At 62.0% G+C, this 20,732-nt stretch carries 25 protein-coding genes; 10 read left to right on the forward strand and 15 right to left on the reverse strand.

From position 1 onward, the window contains the following. Positions 1–36: 36 nt before the first annotated feature. Together IGW03_RS29790 and IGW03_RS29795 are read left to right on the forward strand one after the other, a co-directional pair. A complete protein-coding gene (locus IGW03_RS29790) occupies positions 37–369 on the forward strand; it encodes a YnfA family protein (protein ID WP_194726098.1) in 333 nt (110 codons plus the stop codon). A gap of 74 nt (positions 370–443) precedes the next feature. Next, on the forward strand, positions 444–2,186 hold the full coding sequence (locus IGW03_RS29795; RefSeq protein WP_194726099.1) for a glutamine--tRNA ligase/YqeY domain fusion protein: 1,743 nt from the start codon (positions 444–446) through the stop codon (positions 2,184–2,186). Between the two features lie 66 nt (positions 2,187–2,252). On the opposite strand, the gene IGW03_RS29800 is transcribed toward IGW03_RS29795, so the two are convergent. The 5 genes from IGW03_RS29800 to IGW03_RS29820 form a co-directional block, all read right to left on the reverse strand. Next, positions 2,253–2,729 (reverse strand): hypothetical protein, encoded by a 477-nt coding sequence (locus IGW03_RS29800; protein WP_194726100.1) that lies wholly within the window; start codon positions 2,727–2,729, stop codon positions 2,253–2,255. Between the two features lie 97 nt (positions 2,730–2,826). Further along, positions 2,827–3,132 carry a hypothetical protein gene (locus IGW03_RS29805; RefSeq protein ID WP_194726101.1) on the reverse strand — a complete coding sequence of 102 codons (306 nt, stop codon included), beginning with the start codon at positions 3,130–3,132 and terminating at the stop codon, positions 2,827–2,829. Further along, complete coding sequence (locus tag IGW03_RS29810) at positions 3,129–3,647, reverse strand: DUF2778 domain-containing protein (RefSeq protein WP_500048346.1); 519 nt, start codon at positions 3,645–3,647, stop codon at positions 3,129–3,131. The genes IGW03_RS29805 and IGW03_RS29810 overlap by 4 nt, the downstream gene beginning before the upstream one ends. A 408-nt stretch (positions 3,648–4,055) precedes the next feature. Further along, positions 4,056–4,847, reverse strand: a complete 792-nt coding sequence (locus IGW03_RS29815) for a DUF3014 domain-containing protein (RefSeq protein WP_228536187.1) — start codon at positions 4,845–4,847, stop codon at positions 4,056–4,058. A gap of 192 nt (positions 4,848–5,039) precedes the next feature. Continuing rightward, positions 5,040–5,750 (reverse strand): transglycosylase SLT domain-containing protein, encoded by a 711-nt coding sequence (locus tag IGW03_RS29820; RefSeq protein ID WP_194726102.1) that lies wholly within the window; start codon positions 5,748–5,750, stop codon positions 5,040–5,042. Between the two features lie 235 nt (positions 5,751–5,985). On the opposite strand from IGW03_RS29820, the gene IGW03_RS29825 reads away from it, so the two are divergent. Then, the gene (locus IGW03_RS29825; protein WP_194726103.1) at positions 5,986–6,600 is read left to right on the forward strand and encodes a hypothetical protein; all 615 of its coding nucleotides are present in this window, start codon (positions 5,986–5,988) and stop codon (positions 6,598–6,600) included. Between the two features lie 65 nt (positions 6,601–6,665). Here IGW03_RS29825 and IGW03_RS29830 read toward each other — a convergent pair whose 3' ends face one another. The 5 genes from IGW03_RS29830 to IGW03_RS29850 all read right to left on the reverse strand — a co-directional run bounded on the left by IGW03_RS29830 (position 6,666) and on the right by IGW03_RS29850 (position 10,420). Next, positions 6,666–7,172: a hemerythrin domain-containing protein gene (locus tag IGW03_RS29830; RefSeq protein WP_194726104.1), complete on the reverse strand. Its 507-nt coding sequence runs from the start codon at positions 7,170–7,172 to the stop codon at positions 6,666–6,668. A 95-nt stretch (positions 7,173–7,267) separates the two neighbouring features. Then, positions 7,268–8,047, reverse strand: a complete 780-nt coding sequence (locus tag IGW03_RS39325; protein WP_438943686.1) for a CBS domain-containing protein — start codon at positions 8,045–8,047, stop codon at positions 7,268–7,270. Positions 8,048–8,075: 28 nt separating this feature from the next. Further along, positions 8,076–8,258 carry a hypothetical protein gene (locus IGW03_RS29840; protein ID WP_194726105.1) on the reverse strand — a complete coding sequence of 61 codons (183 nt, stop codon included), beginning with the start codon at positions 8,256–8,258 and terminating at the stop codon, positions 8,076–8,078. Positions 8,259–8,449: 191 nt separating this feature from the next. Beyond that, positions 8,450–8,986, reverse strand: coding sequence for a hypothetical protein (locus IGW03_RS29845; protein ID WP_194726106.1), 537 nt, complete (start codon positions 8,984–8,986; stop codon positions 8,450–8,452). A 63-nt stretch (positions 8,987–9,049) separates the two neighbouring features. Next, complete coding sequence (locus IGW03_RS29850) at positions 9,050–10,420, reverse strand: cytochrome P450 (RefSeq protein ID WP_194726107.1); 1,371 nt, start codon at positions 10,418–10,420, stop codon at positions 9,050–9,052. A 263-nt stretch (positions 10,421–10,683) separates the two neighbouring features. On the opposite strand from IGW03_RS29850, the gene IGW03_RS29855 reads away from it, so the two are divergent. Further along, the gene (locus tag IGW03_RS29855; RefSeq protein WP_194726108.1) at positions 10,684–11,259 is read left to right on the forward strand and encodes a hypothetical protein; all 576 of its coding nucleotides are present in this window, start codon (positions 10,684–10,686) and stop codon (positions 11,257–11,259) included. Between the two features lie 39 nt (positions 11,260–11,298). Here the strand turns inward: IGW03_RS29855 and IGW03_RS29860 are convergent, their stop codons facing one another. Then, positions 11,299–11,739: a hypothetical protein gene (locus IGW03_RS29860; RefSeq protein ID WP_194726109.1), complete on the reverse strand. Its 441-nt coding sequence runs from the start codon at positions 11,737–11,739 to the stop codon at positions 11,299–11,301. 217 nt (positions 11,740–11,956) lie between these two features. On the opposite strand from IGW03_RS29860, the gene IGW03_RS29865 reads away from it, so the two are divergent. Together IGW03_RS29865 and IGW03_RS29870 are read left to right on the forward strand one after the other, a co-directional pair. Next, positions 11,957–12,883: an ABC transporter ATP-binding protein gene (locus IGW03_RS29865; protein ID WP_194726110.1), complete on the forward strand. Its 927-nt coding sequence runs from the start codon at positions 11,957–11,959 to the stop codon at positions 12,881–12,883. Then, positions 12,880–13,641, forward strand: coding sequence for an ABC transporter permease (locus IGW03_RS29870; RefSeq protein WP_194726111.1), 762 nt, complete (start codon positions 12,880–12,882; stop codon positions 13,639–13,641). The genes IGW03_RS29865 and IGW03_RS29870 overlap by 4 nt, the downstream gene beginning before the upstream one ends. Positions 13,642–13,938: 297 nt before the next feature. On the opposite strand, the gene IGW03_RS29875 is transcribed toward IGW03_RS29870, so the two are convergent. The 4 genes from IGW03_RS29875 to IGW03_RS29890 all read right to left on the reverse strand — a co-directional run bounded on the left by IGW03_RS29875 (position 13,939) and on the right by IGW03_RS29890 (position 16,441). Further along, positions 13,939–14,091, reverse strand: a complete 153-nt coding sequence (locus tag IGW03_RS29875) for a hypothetical protein (protein ID WP_194726112.1) — start codon at positions 14,089–14,091, stop codon at positions 13,939–13,941. A 39-nt stretch (positions 14,092–14,130) separates the two neighbouring features. Continuing rightward, positions 14,131–14,793, reverse strand: coding sequence for a DsbA family oxidoreductase (locus IGW03_RS29880; protein WP_194726113.1), 663 nt, complete (start codon positions 14,791–14,793; stop codon positions 14,131–14,133). A 34-nt stretch (positions 14,794–14,827) separates the two neighbouring features. Then, positions 14,828–15,208, reverse strand: a complete 381-nt coding sequence (locus IGW03_RS29885; RefSeq protein ID WP_194726114.1) for a hypothetical protein — start codon at positions 15,206–15,208, stop codon at positions 14,828–14,830. Between the two features lie 150 nt (positions 15,209–15,358). Continuing rightward, positions 15,359–16,441 (reverse strand): HDOD domain-containing protein, encoded by a 1,083-nt coding sequence (locus IGW03_RS29890; protein ID WP_194726115.1) that lies wholly within the window; start codon positions 16,439–16,441, stop codon positions 15,359–15,361. Positions 16,442–16,673: 232 nt separating this feature from the next. On the opposite strand from IGW03_RS29890, the gene IGW03_RS29895 reads away from it, so the two are divergent. From IGW03_RS29895 to IGW03_RS29910, 4 genes are all read left to right on the forward strand, one after another. Further along, a complete protein-coding gene (locus IGW03_RS29895; RefSeq protein WP_194726116.1) occupies positions 16,674–17,705 on the forward strand; it encodes an HDOD domain-containing protein in 1,032 nt (343 codons plus the stop codon). 116 nt (positions 17,706–17,821) lie between these two features. Further along, positions 17,822–18,910: a PRC-barrel domain-containing protein gene (locus IGW03_RS29900; protein WP_194726117.1), complete on the forward strand. Its 1,089-nt coding sequence runs from the start codon at positions 17,822–17,824 to the stop codon at positions 18,908–18,910. 51 nt (positions 18,911–18,961) lie between these two features. Next, on the forward strand, positions 18,962–20,122 hold the full coding sequence (locus IGW03_RS29905) for a glycosyltransferase family 2 protein (RefSeq protein ID WP_194726118.1): 1,161 nt from the start codon (positions 18,962–18,964) through the stop codon (positions 20,120–20,122). Positions 20,123–20,227: 105 nt separating this feature from the next. Then, entirely contained in the window at positions 20,228–20,698 is a 471-nt protein-coding gene (locus IGW03_RS29910; protein ID WP_194726119.1) for an SRPBCC family protein, read from the forward strand. The last annotated feature ends 34 nt before the right edge of the window (positions 20,699–20,732 follow it).

Here is a 20,732-nt window from a genome sequence, read left to right on the forward strand (position 1 = left end):
GCGATACCTTCAGTTAGCTTGATACCGACAACATCCATGCTCGCCGCCAAAACCCTTGTTCTTTTCGTCCTGACCGCGCTTGCCGAGATCATCGGCTGCTATCTGCCGTATCTCTGGCTCAAGAAAGGCGCCTCGCCGTGGCTTCTCCTGCCGGCGGCATTAAGCCTGGCCGTCTTCGCCTGGCTGCTCACCCTGCATCCGAATGCGGCGGGACGGGTGTATGCCGCCTACGGCGGGGTCTACATCACCGTCGCGCTGGCCTGGCTGTGGGCGGTCGACGGCATTCGTCCTTCCGCATGGGATGTCGCAGGCGTGATGGTGTCGCTGGCCGGAATGGGGATCATCATGTTCGCGCCGCGGGGCGGGTAAAGCGGTTTCTTCCCGCTCCTTCCCCGTACGGTAAAATGCTGCCAGTCTTTCAATCCAAGCAAAACCCAGAATTCATGAGCAACGATCCCAAAGCCACTGCCGACAGCGCAAATGCCTCCAATTTCCTGCGCGGCCTGATCGAATCCGACATTGCTTCCGGCAAATACAAGCAGCGTACCGATACCCTCGGCCGCCCCCTGCCCTCGGTCGTCACCCGTTTCCCCCCCGAACCGAACGGCTACCTGCACATCGGCCATGCCAAGGCGATCTGCGTCGACTTCGGCCTGGCGCGCGATTTCGGCGGACGCTGCCACATGCGCTTCGACGACACCAATCCCACCAAGGAAGAACAGGAATACGTCGATACCATCCTCGACAGCGTCAAGTGGCTGGGTTTCGACTGGAAGGACGAGACCGGCGAGCATCTGTATTTCGCCAGCGACTACTTCGACAAGTTCTATGAAATCGCCGAATACCTGATCACCGCCGGCCACGCCTACGTGGACAGCCAGAGCGCGGAAGACATGGCGAAGAACCGCGGCAATTTCGGTGAGCCCGGCAAGAACTCACCCTTCCGCGACCGCCCCGCAGAGGAATCGCTCGACCTGTTCCGCCGCATGAAGGCAGGCCAATTCAAGGACGGCGAGCACATCCTGCGCGCGAAGATCGACATGGCTTCGCCGAACATGAACCTGCGTGATCCGGCGATCTACCGCATCCGCCATGCGCATCACCACCGCACCGGCGACAAGTGGTGCATCTATCCGATGTACGACTTCGCACACCCGCTGGAAGACGCGATCGAAAGCGTCAGCCATTCCTTCTGCACGCTGGAATTCCAGGACCACCGCCCCTTCTACGACTGGGTGCTGGAACGCGCGGCCGAAGGCGGCTTCTTCAAGCGCCCGCTGCCCGAGCAGACCGAGTTCGCGCGCCTGAACCTGACCTATGCCATCACCAGCAAGCGCAAGCTGCGCCAGCTGATCGACGACGGCATCGTCAGCGGCTGGGACGATCCGCGCATGCCCACCATCGTCGGCCTGCGCCGCCGCGGCTACACGCCGGAATCCATCCAGCTGTTCTGCGAGCGCGTCGGCGTGGCCAAGGCCGACAGCTGGATCGACATGAGCACGCTCGAAGGCGCGCTGCGCGACGACCTCGACGCCAAGGCGCCGCGCGCGGTCGCCGTGCTCAGGCCGCTCAAGCTCATCATCGACAATTTCCCCGACAGCCTGGTCGACGAATGCAGCGCCCCGGTGCATCCGCATCATCCGGAACGCGGCCAGCGCCATTTCCCGATCACCAAGGAATTGTGGATCGAGGAGGAAGACTTCATGGAAACGCCGAGCAAGGGCTACTTCCGCCTCTTCCCCGGCAACAAGGTGCGCCTGCGCTACGGCTACGTGGTCGAATGCACGGCCTGCGACAAGGATGCCGACGGCAACGTGATCGCGGTGCACTGCAATTACTTCCCCGATTCCAAGAGCGGCACCGACGGCGCCAACAACTACAAGGTCAAGGGCACCATCCATTGGGTCAGCGCGACCCATGCGCTGGAAGCCGAGGTGCGGCTCTACGACCGGCTGTTCAGCGACCCGCATCCGGATGCCGGCGGCAAGGACTTCAAGGCCGCGCTGAACCCGACTGCCAAGGAAGTCATCACCGCCTATCTGGAGCACGGCATGCGCGCCGCCCTGCCGGACGACAAGTTCCAGTTCGAACGGCACGGCTACTTCGTCGCCGACCGCGTGGATTCGCAGCCCGGCAAGCCGGTATTCAACCGGGTAGTGACGCTGAAGGATAGCTGGGGGAAGTGATCCTTCCGGAGTGGTATGCAGCACATTGAAAGCCATGGCTTGATGCCATGGCTTTTTTCATTCGAGCTATTTGAAATGCGTAAGACAGACTTCAACGTCTTCTTCGTTGGGAAACCTGCTGAGCATCAAGTGAACAGACTCACCGTCTTCATTGGCATAGGCAGTCAAATGTGATGGTTCGCGCCCGTTAATCTGAAACATGCGCGGAGGTGGGTCAGTCAGCGCCAATGCAAATCCACGTGCATGGAGATAACTGCCGGTATTTGCCACGATCCAGACTTCTTTGCTGCTTTGCGCTTCGTAACATACGGAAGATTCTGCAGGCTTGGGTCCGTCGCCTATGCTGCCGTGGTATGACGGCATAGACACGGCATCGATGATCGGAATATTTCGCACTAGAGAAGACAGTTTCAGATAAAAGGAAATTGTCCCCGGCTCCGGACCATAGTCTTCCTCATGGAACAGGTAAAACAACCATCCGACGAAAAGTATGGTGCAAATGGCTGCAAGAACAGCCGTTACTTGAAAAAACTTTGTCGCCATGTGGGAGAGAATATTTGCAATTCAAACAACATGGAATTCTAAAGTTTTTTATTGATGAAAACACAAATACTTTGCGGGCCAATGGCAAGTTGTTCGTTCACTTATGACCGGGATTAGATGTGAAGTGTGTACGCCGATATATTCTCAAGGCCGCGTAAGTGACCGACGACACTGCAACAAGCGCGATACAGAAAAGGTAAAGCAGCTCGATATCTTTTCCCTTTTCGCCATCGATATCCAGATATCTCCCGGCAAACATGACAACGCCGATACCCAGCGATTTCATTAACGACGGAAGACTTTCAGGGTTCACATACAACATGCGAGTGACTGCAACTGTCGTGGCCGCTATCCATGCGGTCAGCAGCGATAAGGACAGGAACGAGATCGGTGTAGTCTTCATTTGACCGTCACCATTCCATAAGCTTTCAGAACTGACCTGGGGATGGAAGCCCCTTGAATGCTGCGAAGTATGGCCCTGATTTGATCGAAGTCTGCGGCACTGTCAATCGTTATACAGCCCTCACTGACACCGAGGCCCGATTTGGGATGAAGACGAAAATTACCTCGCTTTACCTGATCGCAAAATGTGTAGTCGTCTATCGCAGAGTCGGCAGCATATAAGGCAAACCAGTCCCTCTTGCCGCTCATAAGATCGCGAACAGAACCGAGCATGCCGCCTGACTGGCGGTCGACGATATAGTAGCGCCCCAGCGGCAACGGTCCGACGCCTTTTGCACATGTCATCGACCGGCGGTTAGCATGCTCACCCAGTCCAGAGAAAGCTGGAAATGATTTATTGACTACAAAAAAATTACTCAACGGCTGGTTATTTAATTCAAAGCTGCAATGAAACATCAGGCACTTTTCATCCACGTTAGACGCCCGAACAGCATGTTCGGGTTCGTCTCGTGACAATGATTGTGCCTGCCGTGAAAATTGTAAAATGGTTAATTGTTACCAACTGTTGGTATCCAATACGGACCTGCCGCATTCCGAGCCTTGCAGCACGGCAGAACGTTGGATCAATCGTCAATGATAGATACAGCCCGACTACACGATTCCCGCATGCTCATCAGCACCGCCCTGCTCCTCGCTTACCCCTGCATCTCCCATGCACAAGTCAGCGACAAAGAGCCTTCTTACTTTTACGTCTGGATGATCGGCGCCGGCGCTGTATGCATGACAAGGCAGGATGTATTACCTAGACGCCTATCTGGCATTGACCGCGGCGGCGTGCGGCGCGGCTTGGGGGTGGCGGCACGGACGCAGATAACGCCATGCCGGCAAGCAGCAAGCGTCGCAGGCCAAGTGCGGCCATGGCCATCATCGCTTCGTTTCCGCGCTCCCCTTCACCAGTTCCTTGCGGATCGCCTGCAGCTTTGTCTTCACCTTCGCCGCATTGGCATCGCCCATGCGCAGCATCAGCTTGTGGCCGGCCGACAGCGATTCGAGTTCGGGGTCGGCGAACTTGTAGAACACATGCGGCTGCACCAGTTCGATCGGGCCTTCGACCTCCGGCGCATCGAGGATGTGGTCGATCACCGCAACCAGGCGGTCATTGAAATAACCCTTGGGATAGCCGAGATCGCGGTAGGCACCCTGGAACAGCGGGTAGTAGCGCATGTAGAGCGCAGCCAGCGCCTTGGCGTCCACCGTATCAAGCACGCGCACGAACGGGGTATAGCGCTCGTAGTTGGCCGATGCCAACGCAAGTTCCTCGCCCTTGCCGCTGGTGCGCAGCTTGCCGGGAACGGGCGTGGTGGGCATCAGCTGGCCTGACACGACCTTGCGCGGCAGGTTGTCGACCGTGACCACGATGCGGCGCACGATTTCCTCCGGCTGGAACAGGCGCTTCACCGCTGCCTTGCCTAACAGTTCCGATAATGCGCCGAGGATCACAGGATCGCTCTTGTCCGGCGCCGGCATGGCGGTGGGCGGTGCGTCGGGTACGGGATAGAGGATTTCCGGCTCGGCGGCGACCGTCGGGGGCGGCGGCGCGTCGGCGGGGGCCGAAGGCGCCGGCCGGTAGGTCGGTCCTTGCAGCCACAGGTAAAAGGCAACTGCGACGGCCGCCAGAACAATGATGCCGAGCAGCGATCCGATAGCTTTCTTCATCCGGCTCTCCAGTGCGGTGGGATGGAAAGCGTGCGAGCAGTGCTTCGCACGTCCACCCTCACGTTACGCCATTTCTTTACGGGATTCAAAGCCGGTCTGCGGCGATGCTTATGATTGCTCAAGCGGCGCCTGGCGCCGCACGGGAGGCTTGCATCAGAGCATCGTTTGTTGCCCTTCCGTCGTTTCTCCTGTTCACGACGGCAAGAGTTCGCCGCGCCGGATCTTGTTCAGCAGGTCGTGCACGCTGTTCATGTAATTCGGGTCGCCGAGCGCGGGATTGTTGCCGGCGTTGGGTCCATGGTTGTATTTGAACATTGCGTCATCCCAGCTGCCGCTGCCTTTCAATTCCTTCAGGTACAGGGCCGCCGTCACCTGGCCTTCCGTGGAAAGATGGCTCAGCCCGCCGAGCAGCCCGGGATTCTTGTCTTGAAGATACTTGAATTCGTTCGGGCCGAGCTGCATCAGGCCGCCTGCATTCTTCATGGCCTCGATGCTGATGCCGCGCGATTCCTGCACCATCACGGCGGCAAGAATATCGGCCGGTACGCCGGTTTCCCTGGACAGCTTCTGGAACATGGGCATGAGGGTCTGGACCTTCTTGTTGCTGTCGTTGTCCTTGCCCAGGATAGACGTGTCGATTCCGGCGGAGGCCGGCGCTGCTGAAGGCGTTGATGCAGGCGCTAATGAAGACTGCGGATCGCCGCCGGTCCGTGCGAGGTTGCTTGTCGCGGCGGGCGGATCGATGATGCCGCCGCTGCCGGGCGGCGTATCACGAATGTCGTTGGCATCATTCATCGCCTTGACCACATCCAGCTCCGCCTGGAAATGCGCCTTCAGCGCCGGGTCCTTCGCCGCGTCGCGCATGCGCAAGCGCTCTTCGTAAAAGCCTGCGTACAGCTTCATCCCCATTTGCTCTCCGTTTCCTGTGTGCTCTTGTATCGGCTCCGGCATCGCCCTTGGCGGGTGCCGTCATTTCATGAGTGACACGGCATGGCGGGCGGTTCCAGTCCCGCCTTGCACTCCGGGAATGCAGGCGGCACGTAAAAACCGTCAAATATCAACGAAACTTGAACCTCAGGCCGCGTTTCGCTGAACGATTTCTTGCAAAGCGCAACAAAACGCCTTTGGAGGACGCATCATGGTTCATCACGACGCGCATGAAATCAATCGCCTGGTCGGCGAATTCACTGATCTGCAGGAACAATGGGAACGCAACCCCTCGGCCTTCGACTGGCGTGCGCTGCAGTCCCTGGCACAGCGTGGAGCACAAGCCTACAACGAAGGCGGCGGCCCCTCATTCCAGTCGCTCGCACTGGACGGGATGCGGCACGGCGAATTCCATGAACGCTTTCTTGCCGACATGCTGCGCGCCGGATTCGATCCGTTCAAGCTGGCACAGGCCGGCAACGGGGGCCATCCCATCCCGGTGATCGATCATGCAAACCTGGCGGAGGCCGCGGAAGACAATCCTTCATCGCGGCGCATGCGCGCGAGCCTGATGGACCTTGCGCGCATGCGCTTCGAGCGATTCGCCAATGAAGTCCAGCTGGGCAAGCAGGCCAGCGCCTCGCCGCTGTACGACATCATCGATGCCTGCGCCGAGTCGATTCCGGAGGACTTGCTGCAGATGATCGATTCGCGGCTGGTGGAGCGCGCACGCAGCACGCCGGCGCGGCGCGAGGTCAATCCCGTGGAAGGCTATCTCAGCACCGCGGAAATGCAGATCGAGAACAGCCGCAGGCCGCACGGTTGAAGAGATGAAAAGGATGGAAGCGATGCGGCGCGGCGTCGCCGCATCGCGCCGACGTGCCGCGGCCGCTACTGCCGCAATCCGGGCGCCGTCGGCTTTTGCAGGCGGTCCGCGATCATGCGGGTCTGCAGCGCCTGCATCTCTAGGCCGATCGCACCGAGGTCGAGCCCGGCCTGCTCTACCTTCGGAAACAGGTTGGCCTCTTCCTGCTCGACATGCAGCAGCACCATGTCGGCAAGCTGGCGGAACAATTGCTCCGCCTGGGGATCGCTTTCGTCCATCGGCTTGAGCCTGTCGATCAGCTGGCGCGCCTCTTCATGGTCTTCTTCGCAGTGGTCGACCAGCCTCGGGTCCGCATCGCGCACGCGCGGATAGAACACGCCTTCCTCGAGCGATGTGTGCATTTCGAGCAGCAGCAGCACATGGCGGCCGGTTTCCCTCTTGGTGTCTTCATCGCGCGTGGCGAAGTAACGATCGAAGAGTTCTCTCACAAAACGATGATCCGTCTTCAGCGCCTCGATCGGCGCATCGGCGGGAAACTCGCCGCGGCGAAATCCGTTGACATCCTTGTTCATGCGCATCTCCTTGATGAAGAAAACTTCCGGCACGGCGCAGGCCGCCCTGCATTGGCCTGCCACGCCGTGCCTGACGTAATGGACTTGCGCCGAAGCTATGGCTTGGCGCCGACGCCCGTGCCCGCAGAACCGGCCGTGCCGGCGGTGCCGCCGGATGCACCCACGGCGCCGGCCGCATCGGTGCCGCCCGGCGCTCCGGTTTCACCGGTATTGTCGATGCTGCCGGCCGTGCCCGCGGCGCTCGACGGCGTGGAATTCCACGGGCCAGAAGGATCGATCAGGGCGCCCGGCTCCGCCCTGTCGCGCCCCTCGGCGAGCAAGGCATCGGTCCCGGCAAAACCGGTCGCGGTGCCGGTATTGGAGCCCTCGGACGGCGTGCCGCCCGAAGGCCGGCGATGATGACGCGCCTGCTGCGCCGGATCGGAGCGGTCCGGCTCCGACGGCGTGGAAATGCGCGCGGCGGTATCTTCCACGCGCTGTTTCTGATCACCGTCACCCGGACTGGTGATCAGGTCGCCGAGGGCGACGATGCCCACCAGCCTGTGCCGCTCATCATGCGACACCACCGGCACGCGGCGGATCTGCGTATCGGCCATTTTCTGCATCACGCTGTCGACGGGCTCGTCTTCGAAACACCAGCGCACGTCGGTGCTCATCACTTCATCGACATGGGCTTCGGACGGCGAGCGCCCGGCCGCGGTAGCCCGCACGGTGATGTCACGGTCGGTCACCATGCCGACCAGCCGTTCGCCGTCGCAGACCGGCAAGGCCCCGACATTGAGTTCATCCATCAGCTGCGCCGCGCGCTGCAGGCTTTCATGCGGCGTAACGGAGCGCACGTCGCGCGTCATGACTTCGGAAACCATCTGCATCATTCTCTCCTTATGACGGCCGGCCATCCGCTTATTGGAAGCCGGGCCGTGGTTGCGGCATTGCGCCTCTGTTCAACGGTTGCGTATCGTCGAGCTGCTTCACATCGTCGGCTTCCTGCATGAAGCGCGGATAGCCATCGAAGCGGCTCGGCCGGTGACAAGCGGTGTGGACCGTGACCCTGCCCTCCAGCGATTGCCGAATCGTTGCCATCATGAACCTCCTGTTCCATCATGCGCCGCCAGGCGCAGAAACATGCAGCGCGCCGTCGATGGAAGACATCGACGCCATGGGAGATATGAGAGCGCGGCAGGCGGGACAAGTTGCGATGCGCGGACAGAAAACGACGAATGAGAGAAATGAAAAAGGCCGGCAAAACCGGCCTGGGTGAAAAGCTGCCTGAGGGATCAGCGGCCGATGCCGTTGGTGGGGCCGGCGATGCCGGGACCGGCAGGCGAACCGGAGGAGCCGCTGCCCATGGTGCCCACGCCGCCGGAAGTCGGATTGGAACTCGGCATGCCGGGGCCGCTGACGCTGTTGCCTGTGCTGCTGCCCGATGCATTCGGCGTGCTGCCCGAGCTGCCCGACGATTGTGCGGTGCCGCAGTTGATGCCTGCGCTGCCGGTCTGCGTGGACGCCGTTGCGCTGGCCTTGCCGCCGTTTGCCGATGCGCTGCTCGTCGGCGGACAATCGGCGCTGCTGCCGGTGGACGCGGCGCCGGAGCGGGCGGTGCCGGATGCGGTCGAGCCGCTTCCGCTGGATGACGACATGCCGGTCGATCCGCTGCTTGCATCGCCGCCGCTGCGGCTGTTCGGTTCTACCGAGCTGCCCGAGCCCATGGTGCGGGAACTGATGCCCGAGGTGCTGTTGGTCGGCGTCTGCGCCTGTGCAAGACCCGCGGCTGCCAGCAGCGCCGCGAGGCTTATCGAGGTAAGGATCTTCATCTTGGCTCCATCATGGTTCATATCGGAACGATGAAGGGCTGCAAGGAGCATGCCACCGAGGGATCATGCGGCATGACCTTCATTTCCGATGTCACGCCTGCCGTGCAAGCCGCCTGCGCCCTGCGCTTTCGGCAGATCTTGCCCGGCCTGCATTTCGATGACCGGCGGCGCGGTATGGAATACATGCCTGACGCGGCTGATCACGAAGCGGCTCTCGGGTATTGCAGGCATGCGCGACATGTCGATGCGCAAGTCCTGCTGCGGCACTTCATAATGCATTGACGACAGCAGCAGGCGCGTGGCGGTTTTCACCAGTGCAATGGTCAGCCATTCGCCGGCGCAGCGATGGCCGAGATCGACATCGCCGCCGCCTTGCGGAATGAAATTGAAGGCACTCGCATTCCAGTCGCGGAAGCGCTCCGGACGGAAGGTCTGCGGATCTTTCCAGATGCGCGGGTCGTGATTGGTGCCGTAGACGTCGAGCAGCACCCATGTCCCTTTTTCAAAATGCAGCCCGCGCCATGTAAATTCTTCGCGCACCCGCCCTCCCACTGCGGGAAAGAAAGGATAGAAGCGCCGCACCTCCTGTACGAACCAGCCCAGATAGGCGTCGTCATCGTCACGCCCGGAAAGCAATCGCTCGCGCGCCTGCGGATAGCGATGCAAAGCCAGCGCGGCGAAGGTGATGTAGCGGGCGACCGCAACCGTGGGCCGAAGGATGTTGACCAGTTCGACGGCCGCAACCTCGGTATCGAGAAGTTTTCCGTCCGCATCGCGATGCCAGGCAATGGTCTGCGCCACGCTTCCTTCGGGTACCTGCATGTGCCCGGCGCGGATCATGACGATCACGCTGCGTATCCAGTCTTCGGTACGGGAACGCAGGCGTATGCCTGTCCAGTTGCGCGGGCCCACAGAACCTGCACCGTCGATCATCGCGGAGAACTCCCGGGTGCGCTGGCGCAATGCCGCGTCGGTCAGCGTCAGCCCCGCCCATGCGCAGACCGCGCCGCACAGCAGTTGCTCGGCTTCATGATGCAGCACCACCTGTTCCGCGTTTTCCCATTGTTTCAGGCGGCTGTGCCATTGCTCCTCGAAAAGCCGGATCAGCCCGGCGATGCTGTCGGGCTTGAGAATGGACATGAACATCTGCTTGCGCCGCCGGTGCGCTTCGCCGTCGAGCAATTGCACGCTGCCAATATCCTGCAGCAGCAGCAAGGCAGTAGGCGGCATCGCATGCTGGCGGGTGAAGCGGTCGGGCTGATAGAACATCGCTGCACCCGCTTCGCCGGAAACGCAGATCACCTTCTGCCCCATCAGGCGCGTTTCGAACATGTCGCTGCGCAGGCGCCCGCAGCGGTTGGGAATGAAGTTGTACGCTTCGCGCAGCAGGGCCAGCGTGCTGTCGAGCGCCTTGTCCTTGGGTATCGGCTTCATGGATGCATGGGTCAGTACCGGTCGCGACTTCCACGCGGAAGCCCTGCCGGCATGGTTTCAAGCGGTACTGCTGCGATGAGCGGGCCGCGGGAAAGTTCAGCGCCGCCAAGGCGCACCGAACCTTCTCAAGGCCGGGACCGCCTGAATGAACTTTGTGCCGCTTCGATTTTCTGACGGCTACAATGTTTCCTCCTGCCCTTTGCTGATTCTCATCGCCGTCCCGCCAGGCTTTGCTAACTTATACGGCAAAGGAGGCATGTGCCATGACCCTACCCTCTTCCCCCCGTTACCTTCTGCCAGCCCTGCTGCTCACAAGCTTTTCCCTCTCCGTCCACGCCGCTGAAGAGATCACCATCACCGCCCCCGCCAAGATCGGCAAACCCGCAGACAAGGTCTACCGCCAAGTCATGCCCGACGGCAAAATCGTTTACTCCGACAAGCTGATCAAGGGCGCCAAGCTGGATGAAACGCTGTCGCCCGATCCTGCCGCCAACACCTGGAAATCCGATTCAGGCAAACGCCCCGTCGTGCCGCCGCGCGTCGAACGCACGCCCGTCAGCAAGGTGCCGACGATCGCAGCCCTGGACAGGCAGAGAAACGTTCAGGACGCGGAAAGCGATGTGATCAAGGCCGAGATGCTGCTGGAAGATGCGAAGAAGCGCCAGCAGGCAGGCGTCGAACCGCTGCCCGGGGAGCGCACCGGCAATGCCGGCGGCGGTTCGCGCCTGAATGAACACTACCTGGTCCGGCAGCAGCGGCTGAAGGAAGACGTGGCTGAAGCCGAAGCGATGCTCAAGCGTGCTCGTGCCGAACGCACCGCGCTGCTGCCCGTGCGCTGATGCGGAGCGAAGCATGCGGACCTGCGCCGCATCGATGCATCACTTGAATTGAGTCCAGGGCACGCTGCCGATCGGCGCGGCATTGCGCCCGCAATCGCATTCGTCCCAGTTGTGATGATCCCAGACTGCCGGATTGAATTCGCTCGAGCTTGCGTGGAACTTGCTCGATGCCGCCTTCGGCAGGGCTGCTCCATTGGCCTGACGCATATCGTCGTCGGCAGGCGCGCCGCCGCAGGCGCTTAATATTGTTGCAGCACATACCGACATCAGCATTGATGTCAACGCTTTGCAAGTTGTTGCCGTGTTCTTCAAAACTTTCCCATCCCAGAAAATCTTTCCTTGCATCATGTTGATGCAAGGCACGTGTCTCTGAGATTGCTGTACAGAAAAGGTTCCGGCCGTCAACGCAAAAAATGAATCGAAACAATTGTTACTGCCGAGTTCGTAGTAGGAAGAGCAATGAACTTGCACTTGCTGCATGCCATCCAGCCAAGATGCACTGACGAAATGGCAAGGCTTGCGAACTCGTCATGCCGTCGCTTCACATGGGCACCGCTCGCGTTTCCGCGCAATGTCTTACCATGTCGTCTATTCATTGCGACAAGGAGAAAAACACATGGCACATATGTCACATAGGGAGCGGCTTGCCCGCATTGCATGCCCTTTCCTTTCCAGTTCCGGCTGTTGAGGAGAACGCGTGCAAGCAGTCATTTCCGTTAAAGGAATCACCAAGACCTATGCCTCCGGCTTCCAGGCGCTCAAAGGCGTCGACCTCGACATACGGCGCGGCGAAATCTTCGCTCTGCTCGGCCCCAACGGCGCCGGCAAGACCACGCTGATCAGCATCATCTGCGGCATCGTCAACGCCAGCACCGGCACCGTGCTGGCGGATGGCCACGACATCGCCCGCGAATACCGGGCGGCCCGCTCCAAGATCGGACTGGTGCCGCAGGAGCTGTCGACCGATGCCTTCGAAAGCGTGTGGGATACCGTCAAGTTCAGCCGCGGCCTGTTCGGCAAGGCGCCCAACAAGGCCTATCTCGAAAAGATCCTGAAGGACCTGTCGCTGTGGGACAAGCGCGATGCGAAGATCATGGCGCTGTCCGGCGGCATGAAGCGGCGCGTGATGATCGCCAAGGCGCTCAGCCATGAGCCCAACATCCTGTTCCTGGACGAACCCACTGCCGGCGTCGACGTGGAACTGCGCCGCGACATGTGGCAGATGGTGCGCAGGCTGCGCGAGAACGGCGTCACCATCATCCTCACCACGCACTACATCGAGGAAGCCGAAGAGATGGCCGACCGCATCGGCGTCATCAGCAAGGGCGAGATCCTGCTGGTCGAAGACAAGCATGTGTTGATGAAGAAGCTGGGCAAGAAGCAGCTGACCCTGCATCTCCAGCAGCCGCTGGCCGCCGTGCCCGACGCGCTGCGGGACTATCAGCTCGAACTGACGCAGGACGGCACGCAGCTGACCTACACCTTCGATGCGCAGGGAGATCAGATCGGCATTCCGGATCTGCTGAGGCGGCTCGACGAACACGGCATTCATTTTCGCGACCTGCAGACCAGCGAAAGCTCGCTGGAGGAAATCTTTGTCAGCCTGGTAAGGGGACGCGCATGAATTTCCACGCGATCAAGGCCATCTATCTTTTCGAAATGGCGCGCGCCTGGCGCACGCTCCTGCAGAGCATCGCCTCGCCGGTCATCTCGACCTCGCTCTACTTCATCGTCTTCGGTTCGGCCATCGGCACGCGCATGGCGCAGATCGACGGCGTCAGCTACGGCGCCTACATCGTGCCGGGGCTGATCATGCTGTCGGTGCTGACCGAGAGCATTTCCAATGCGTCCTTCGGCATCTACATGCCCAAGTGGGCGGGCACCATCTATGAAGTGCTGTCGGCGCCGATTTCGGCCTTCGAGATCGTGATCGGCTATGTCGGCGCGGCGGCCAGCAAGTCGGTGATCCTCGGCCTGATCATCATGGTCACCTCCTGGATGTTCGTCGACTATACGATCGTGCATCCATGGTGGATGCTGGCCTTCCTGATCCTGACATCGATCACCTTCTGCCTGTTCGGCTTCATCATCGGCGTCTGGGCCGATGGCTGGGAAAAGCTGCAGATCGTACCCATCATGATCGTCACGCCGCTGACCTTCCTCGGCGGCAGCTTCTACTCGATCAGCATGCTGCCGCCCTTCTGGCAGAAGGTGACGTTGTTCAATCCTGTGGTGTATCTCGTAAGCGGCTTCCGCTGGAGCTTCTACGGCGTGTCGGATGTAAGCGTGGGGATCAGCCTCGGCATGACGCTGGTGTTCATGCTGCTGTGTTTGGCGGGGATCTGGTGGATCTTCAGGACGGGGTATCGGTTGAAGACTTGATCGTTGCTTTTTCTTGGAGGGCCAGAGTATTAATCGACAACCAACTTCAACTCGCCAGGACCTCAAACGTTCCGTCCCCTTCAAGGGGACGGAGCAGGGGTTTCGCAAGGCATGCCTTGCGCCTGCGTAGTCGGAGCGGCTTGCAAGCCGCGAGGTGGAAGGTTGGGATGGGGATGGGTTTCAAGCGCCGGATGCCGGAGTTGAACCCCATCCCCACCCTAACCCTCCCCTTGAAGGGGAGGGAACAGATCTCTAGGCACCCCGCTTAGCGGTCGATTCAAACTACAACCGAAATCCTCAGGATGTCCGCCCCGGCTCCTGCTCATCCTCCTCCCCCGGCAACTCCTGCGGCACCGGCTGATACCCCGGATTCACCAGCGGATCCTGCTGCGGCACATCGGTCCTCGGCTGGATCGGCATCGGGTCGGGACGCGGCTCTTCACGGTGCATGGCAACTCCTTGACGAATGAAATGGCCGAGCTTTCAAACTCAGCCCTGCTGCGAAGCCTGCGCTATCTTGCGCAGGGCATCTTCAAACACTTCCACCGGCTGTCCGCCCTGCACCAGGTAGCGGTCGTTGATGATCACCGCCGGCACCGAGTGAATGCCCTGGTCGAGATAGAAGCGTTCGCGGCGGCGCGTGTCTTCCGCATACTCGTCGGAAGACAAGATCTCCTTTGCGCGGGCTACATCAAGGCCGGCCTCCACGGCCGCGCGCAGCAGCACCTCGTGCGAACCCGGATTCTCGCCCTCGGTGAAATAGGCGCGGAGCAGCGCATGCTTGAGCGCAGCCTGCTGTGCCGGCCCCTCGAGTTCCGCCCAGTGCAGCAGGCGGTGCGCGTCGAAGGTGTTGTAGATGCGGCTGCGCCTGTCCATGCGGAAATCGAACCCCACCTCCGCGCCGCGCGCGCGGATGGCATCCCGGGTGCGCTCCGACTGCTCGGGCGTGGCGCCGTATTTCTCGGCCAGGTGCTCGTTGATGTCCTGGCCTTCCGGCGCCATCTGCGGATTGAGTTCGAAAGGCTGGAAATGCAGATCGGCGCGGATGCCGTCGCCGACGCGTTCGAGCGCCTGCTCCAGCGACTTCAGGCCGATCGCGCACCAGGGGCAGGAGACGTCGGAAACAAAATCGATCTTCAATTGGGTGGTCATGGCATCGGCCTCGGGAGTCACGGAAACCCCGATCTTAATCGTTCTTGTCCGTTTCCGTTCTCTTCACCTCGACTGCATTCATGTCGCCTCCCAGTCCGGCCTTGATGCGGCGCAGGCGGGCGAACTCTTCCGGGTCTTCCTTGGCGAGCTTGCTGTCGCGCCACTTGTAGAACACGGCGATACCCAGCATGGCGGCCGCGCCGATGGCGAGCTTGCCCTTGTTGTTGCCGATCAGGGCGGCGGCCTTCATGGCCAGCGGCGTGTCGGCTTCGGCGGCTTCATCGGTCAGGGTATGCTGGGGTTCGGATTGCGGCTCGGGTTGCGGCTCGACCTGCGGTGCGGCGTCACCGGCTTTCCTGCCTTCGGTATCGACTGCCTGGCTGGCGTCTGGCTTGGCGGAGTCCTGTTCGGGCATGGTGGCTTCTTTCACTGATGTATCGGCGATGATGTTCTTGTAACAAGCTTAGTTTTATTGCTCCGGCAGTAGTTCACCGGTGAAATAGATGTAAGTCACTATTTTTCGATTGCAAGCGCTTGCGTAACAATAAATTACCAAATTTCCCGATTATCGGTTGCCGCCGGCCATGCCGAGCCAGTCGCGTTCCTCGACGTCGGCCAGCTGCCGCAGGCAATCCGCCTCCGCGTCGGACAAACCGTCAGCGACGTGCGGATCGGAAACATCGAGCCGGCCGTGGCGTGCCAGGATGTCGATCTTGCTCAGGTAATCGCCCATCCACAGTATCCTGCCCGCCGGCGACATGGCGGCCGGGCGCAAGGCCTCGCCCTGCTCGCGGATGGCGTTCATTACGGTATCGGGGAAGTGCCATTCGCTGCCGATGTTGACCGCCAGCGTGCGGCCGAAGCCTGCCAGTGCATTGCAGAAGGTCGGCGAGCCCACCGGCTGGCGGCCGTCGGACATCTGGTCGATTACCCGCAGCGATACGGTCAGGCCGACGTTCTGCACCAGGCCGGCGAGAAAGACCTCGAGCGGGTCGGCCGCTTCGCCGTCGGCCAGCAGGCGGTTGGCGATCGCGCAGCGTTCCGACTGGGCCCACAGGCGCGGGGCCACCATCCGGGTGAAGTTGCCGGAGTTGAGATTGATGATGGGCTTGAAGGCGACGCCCGTGATCAGCTGGCGCAAGCCGTCCTGTCCGAGGATGAGGATCGCATGGTCGATGCTGGTGATCGGCTTGCCGGGGCTGTAGGCGGCGCTGTTGGCAAGGCGCAGCACCTCGGCCACCAGCACCACGTCCTGGGATATCCTGCGCGCCAGTTCCGGCCCGGCAAAATCGCCGTTGCGCAGGCTCTGCAGCAATTGGGGAATCACGCCCGGCATGCGCCTGACCAGGTGGGCGCCGGCCTGCTCCGACTTCACCACGCCGTCCAGCGCGGCAAGAATCGCATCCTCGTTGCCATTGGTGAAGATGTCCGGATGGTTCTCCGCCTCGAACAGCCAGCTGGCGAAGATGAAATCCACCTGGTCGCGCTGCAGGTTCGAGACGCTGTCGGCGGCAAAGCCGGGCTGGCGCCGAGGCACGGCAGACGCGGCCGATGCGACACCTGCGGAAGGCACAGGAGGCTTGGCGGGGTGGGCCGTGCGCGCGGATGCGCCGGAATCGGAAAACAAGCGGCGAAGCCAATCGTACATGATTCGACAATGAGTTGTTTAAGGGCAATGCCATCCGATTTAAACATGCCGCGCCAGCGGCGTCGAGACCATTCCCATCGAGCGCCCTGCCCGGGCTTCGCAGCGCGAAGGCAGGCGCTGCCGGCCCAGTTCCGCCGCGCAGGGGAAAAGCCATCAGGCAGGCTATACTTTCCTTCCATTACTCCGCATGCCGCTCCATTCCGGAGCGCTGCCGTTTCCGCTGCAGTCCTGAATGAAAAACTGGTTGAACCGCCTGCTGGGCCGCGAACCTGGCCTGTCCCGGGCCCCGGCAAACGAAGACGCTTCGCCGCCGGCGACGCTGGATACCGCCACCACCATGCTGGCGCGTTCGGCCACCGATATCGACGGCCTGTTTCATCCCTGGCTGCTCGGCGTCGATGCCGCCGCCGGCCTGCGGCCCAATGAAACGGAGGTGCGCCTGGCGCGGGCGCTGGGACGCATCGCCGGCGGAACCGGGCAGCCGGTGTCCGGCCTGGTGCCGCGCATGCCGGCAGTCATTCCGATGCTGCTGCAGAGCCTGCGCGACAAGGACGTTTCCAATGCGCAGCTGTCGCAGCAGATCGTGCAGGACCCGGTACTGCTGGCGGCGGTGCTGCGCCAGGTCAATACCTCCCATTACCGCCGTCGCGCCGCAATCGCCAGCATCGAACAGGCGCTTGCGCTGCTCGGCCAGAACGGCTTGCGCCTGCTGGTGGCCAGTGTTGCCTTCAAGCCCATGCTGGGCCAGCAGTCCGGCCATTTCACCCGCACCGTCGCGCCACGGCTGGTCGAACTGTCTTCTCACACGGCGCTGGCCTGCCGCTGCCTGGCGGCACGGCTCGGGGCCGATGCCTTCGAGGTGTTCCTGGCGGGACTGCTGCAGAACGTCGGCATGATGGTGGCGCTGCGCGCGATGGACCAGGTCCATGACGGCAAGGAACACCTCCAGTCGGGAAAATTTTGCGCGGTGTTTGCAGACAATGCACGCCGCCTCTCAGTGCGCGTCGGCCGGGAATGGGCGTTTCCGCCGCAGGTGGTGGAAGCCGCCGGGCAAGCCGGCCTTGCCGCCGCTGCCCCCTCGACGCTGGCGCAGGCGGTCAGGCAGGCGGATCTGCTCGGCAAGACGCGCACGCTTGCGCATGGCGGCGGCATCGGCATGGATGAAGCCGAATGCCTGATTGCCGAGTTGGGTGCCGATGGCCTTGCATGCTGGCAGGAACTGGCCGAACGCGATGCGGATGCCGGCGGTCCGGAAAGCGCCTGACCCTTCTTCCACTGCCGTTTTGCATGGGTTTTCATTCCGCTGGGCTCGGATTTTGCTCAAGACGGGGAAAGAACGCCCTGGCGTTCATGTCTCGAATCTCTTGAGGAGTCTGAATAATGAAAATCGAAAACGGAAAAAAACTGATCGCGGCGGCCATCATGGCAACCTTCGGCGCAGCCCTGTCCTTGCCGGCTCAGTCGCAATCACAATCTCAGTCGCAGTCCCAGGACAAGACCGGCGCGCCTGCTGCCCGCTCGTCGACCGGCGCCAGCACCTCGCGCGACATGCGCGCCAGCAAGCTGATCGGCATGGATGTAAAAAATGCAAAGGGCGACAAGCTCGGCAAGATCGACGACGTGATGGTGGACATCGACAATGAGCGCGCCGCCTACGTCGTGCTGTCCGCCGGCGGCGCGCTCGGCGTCGGCAACAGGATGGTGGCGGTGCCCGCCGCCAGCTTCAAGGTCGGCAACGACAAGGACGGCGTCATCCTCAACGCCACTGCCGACCAGCTGAAGAAGGCGCCGGAGTACGACGAGAAGAAGCAGGCCAACTTCAGCCGCGACAGCTATCGCAGCGAAGTGGACCGCTATTTCTTCAAGGAAGAAACCGTGCGCCACACGCCGTCCGGCGCCAAGCTGATGTCGGCCAAGACGCTGATCGGCAAGGACATCAACGACCGCGCCGCCCATGACGCCGGCGAGATCGAGGACCTCGTGCTCAACCTCGGCAATGCCGGATCCTATGTGGTGATGGAAGTGGACAAGTCCTGGAGCCCCGGCGACAAGCTGGTGGCGGTGCCTTTCTCCGCATTCACCTATCCCAGCCGGCCCGACCTCGACCTGCTGCTCAACATCGACCGCAAGGTCCTCGAGAATGCCAAGGGCTTTACCGACAACAAGTGGCCCGATCTGGGCTCCACCGCCGCGCAGCAGCAGGTGCGCCAGGAACTGGCGAGCATGCAGTCGGCGGTCAAGTCCAGTCCGGGCGAAACCCAGACCGGCCGCGAAACCGCAGCTTCCGGCAACATTCCCGGCACCCAGCCGTCCGGCCCGTCCAGCGGCGGCCCGGGCAATGCGACCGGCGGCAGCTCCAGCAGCGGCGGCGCCGGCGGCTCGGCGGGTGCCAATGCGGGCTCCTCGGCGGGCACCAGCTCGGGTGCGGCGCCGGCTTCCGGCACGCCGTCCGGCAGCAGCGCACGCTGACCGGCTCCATCGGCTACAGGCACAAGCACTGGCCGGGGGCTGCCCTTGTTCATGAGCATGCATGATGCGGCCTTCTGGCTGGCGCTGGCCAGCTTCATCATCGTCGCCGGCATCTGCCTCGAAGTCGCGCTCGGCTGGCGCAGGATCGCCCAGCTCAGGGATGTACCGCCGGCGGAGGGCGATGCATTGCCGCTGGTGTCGGTGGTCGTGTCGGCGCTCAACGAAGCCGGCACCATCGAGCCGGCGATGCGCTCGCTGCTGCGCATCGACTATCCCAGGCTGGAAATCATTGCCATCGACGACCGTTCCACCGATGCAACCGGCGCGGTGCTCGACCGCATCGCGGCCGACGATGCACGGCTGAAGGTGCTGCACCTGGAATCGCTGCCGGCCGGCTGGCTCGGCAAGAACCATGCGCTGCAGCGCGGCGCGCAGATGGCCGGCGGCGACTACCTGCTGTTCACCGATGCCGACGCGGTATTCGCGCCGAGTGCCTTGCGCCGCGCGATCGCCTACTGCGAGGACAGGCGTGTCGATCACCTCACCCTGTTCTTCGACGTGGTTGCGCGCCCGCCCCTGCTGCAGGTGATGATCCTGAGTTTCGCCACGGCCTTCATGTCACGCTTCAAGCCCTGGAAAGTGGCGGACTCGCCAAGCCGCTACGTCGGCGTCGGCGGTTTCAACCTGGTCAGGCGCCATGCCTATTTCGATATCGGCGGCCATGCGGCGATGCCGCTGGCGGTGCTCGACGACATGATGCTGGGCAAACGGATCAAGGCGCACGGCTACCGCCAGCATGCGCTGTTCGGCAGCGACATGGTGGCCATCGAGTGGTATCCGACGACGCGCGACATGATGCGCGGCATGGAAAAGAACATTTTTTCCGCCTTCGATTACCAGCTGCTGCAGCTGCTTGCGGTGACGCTGCTCATTCTCGGGCTGCGCGTATGGCCGTGGATAGGCATGTTCGTCACTGACGGCGCCACCCGCTGGCTCAACATCGCCACCGTGCTCGCCGGCATGCTGCTCTACATCGACCTGCTGCAGGCGCGCGGCTGGTCCTGGCGCTGCCTGCTCTACGCCCCCGTCGTCAGCCTGGTGGAACTGCTGATCTGGTGGCGCGGCAGCCTGCTGGCGCTGGCGCGCAACGGCATCGACTGGCGCGGCACGCGCTATCCCTTGCAGGAACTCAAGCGGGCGCACGAACGCTGAGCCGGCACTGAATCTTTGTATCCGAATCCGCTGTCCAAACCGGCAGACAATGCGGAGGCACGTCCGTGTTCTGCAGTTATCGGCCAATACTGGCAGGAGTCAATCATGTCGACCGTAGAAAAATCGGTGCAGGTCAATGTGCCGGTCAGCACCGTCTACAACCAGTGGACGCAGTTCGAGGAGTTTCCGCAATTCATGGAAGGCGTCATCGAGGTGAGGCAGCTCGATCCAACCCGGCTGCACTGGCGTGCCGACTTTGGCGGCAGGACCAAGGAATGGGAGGCCGAGATCACCGAGCAGCTGCCCGACCGCCGCATCGCATGGCGCAGCATCTCGGGTGCGCCCAATGCCGGCATCGTGCTCTTCGAGGATCTCGGCGGCAGCACGCGGGTCACCGTGCAGATGGACTATGCGCCGCAAGGCATTGCCGAAAACATGGCCCATGTGCTCGGCCTGCTCGGGCGCATGCTGGAACACAATCTCGAGCGCTTCAAGACGTTCATCGAAGCGCGCGGCCGGGAAACCGGCGCATGGCGCGGCAAGGTCGACCAGCCGCATGAGCATGCCCGCGGCTGAAGCCGCCTCGCCGCCTGGCCGCGTCGTTTCACGC

Origin of the sequence: Noviherbaspirillum malthae (assembly GCF_015352985.1) — a bacterium.
Taxonomy (GTDB): Bacteria; Pseudomonadota; Gammaproteobacteria; order Burkholderiales; family Burkholderiaceae_D; genus Noviherbaspirillum; species Noviherbaspirillum malthae.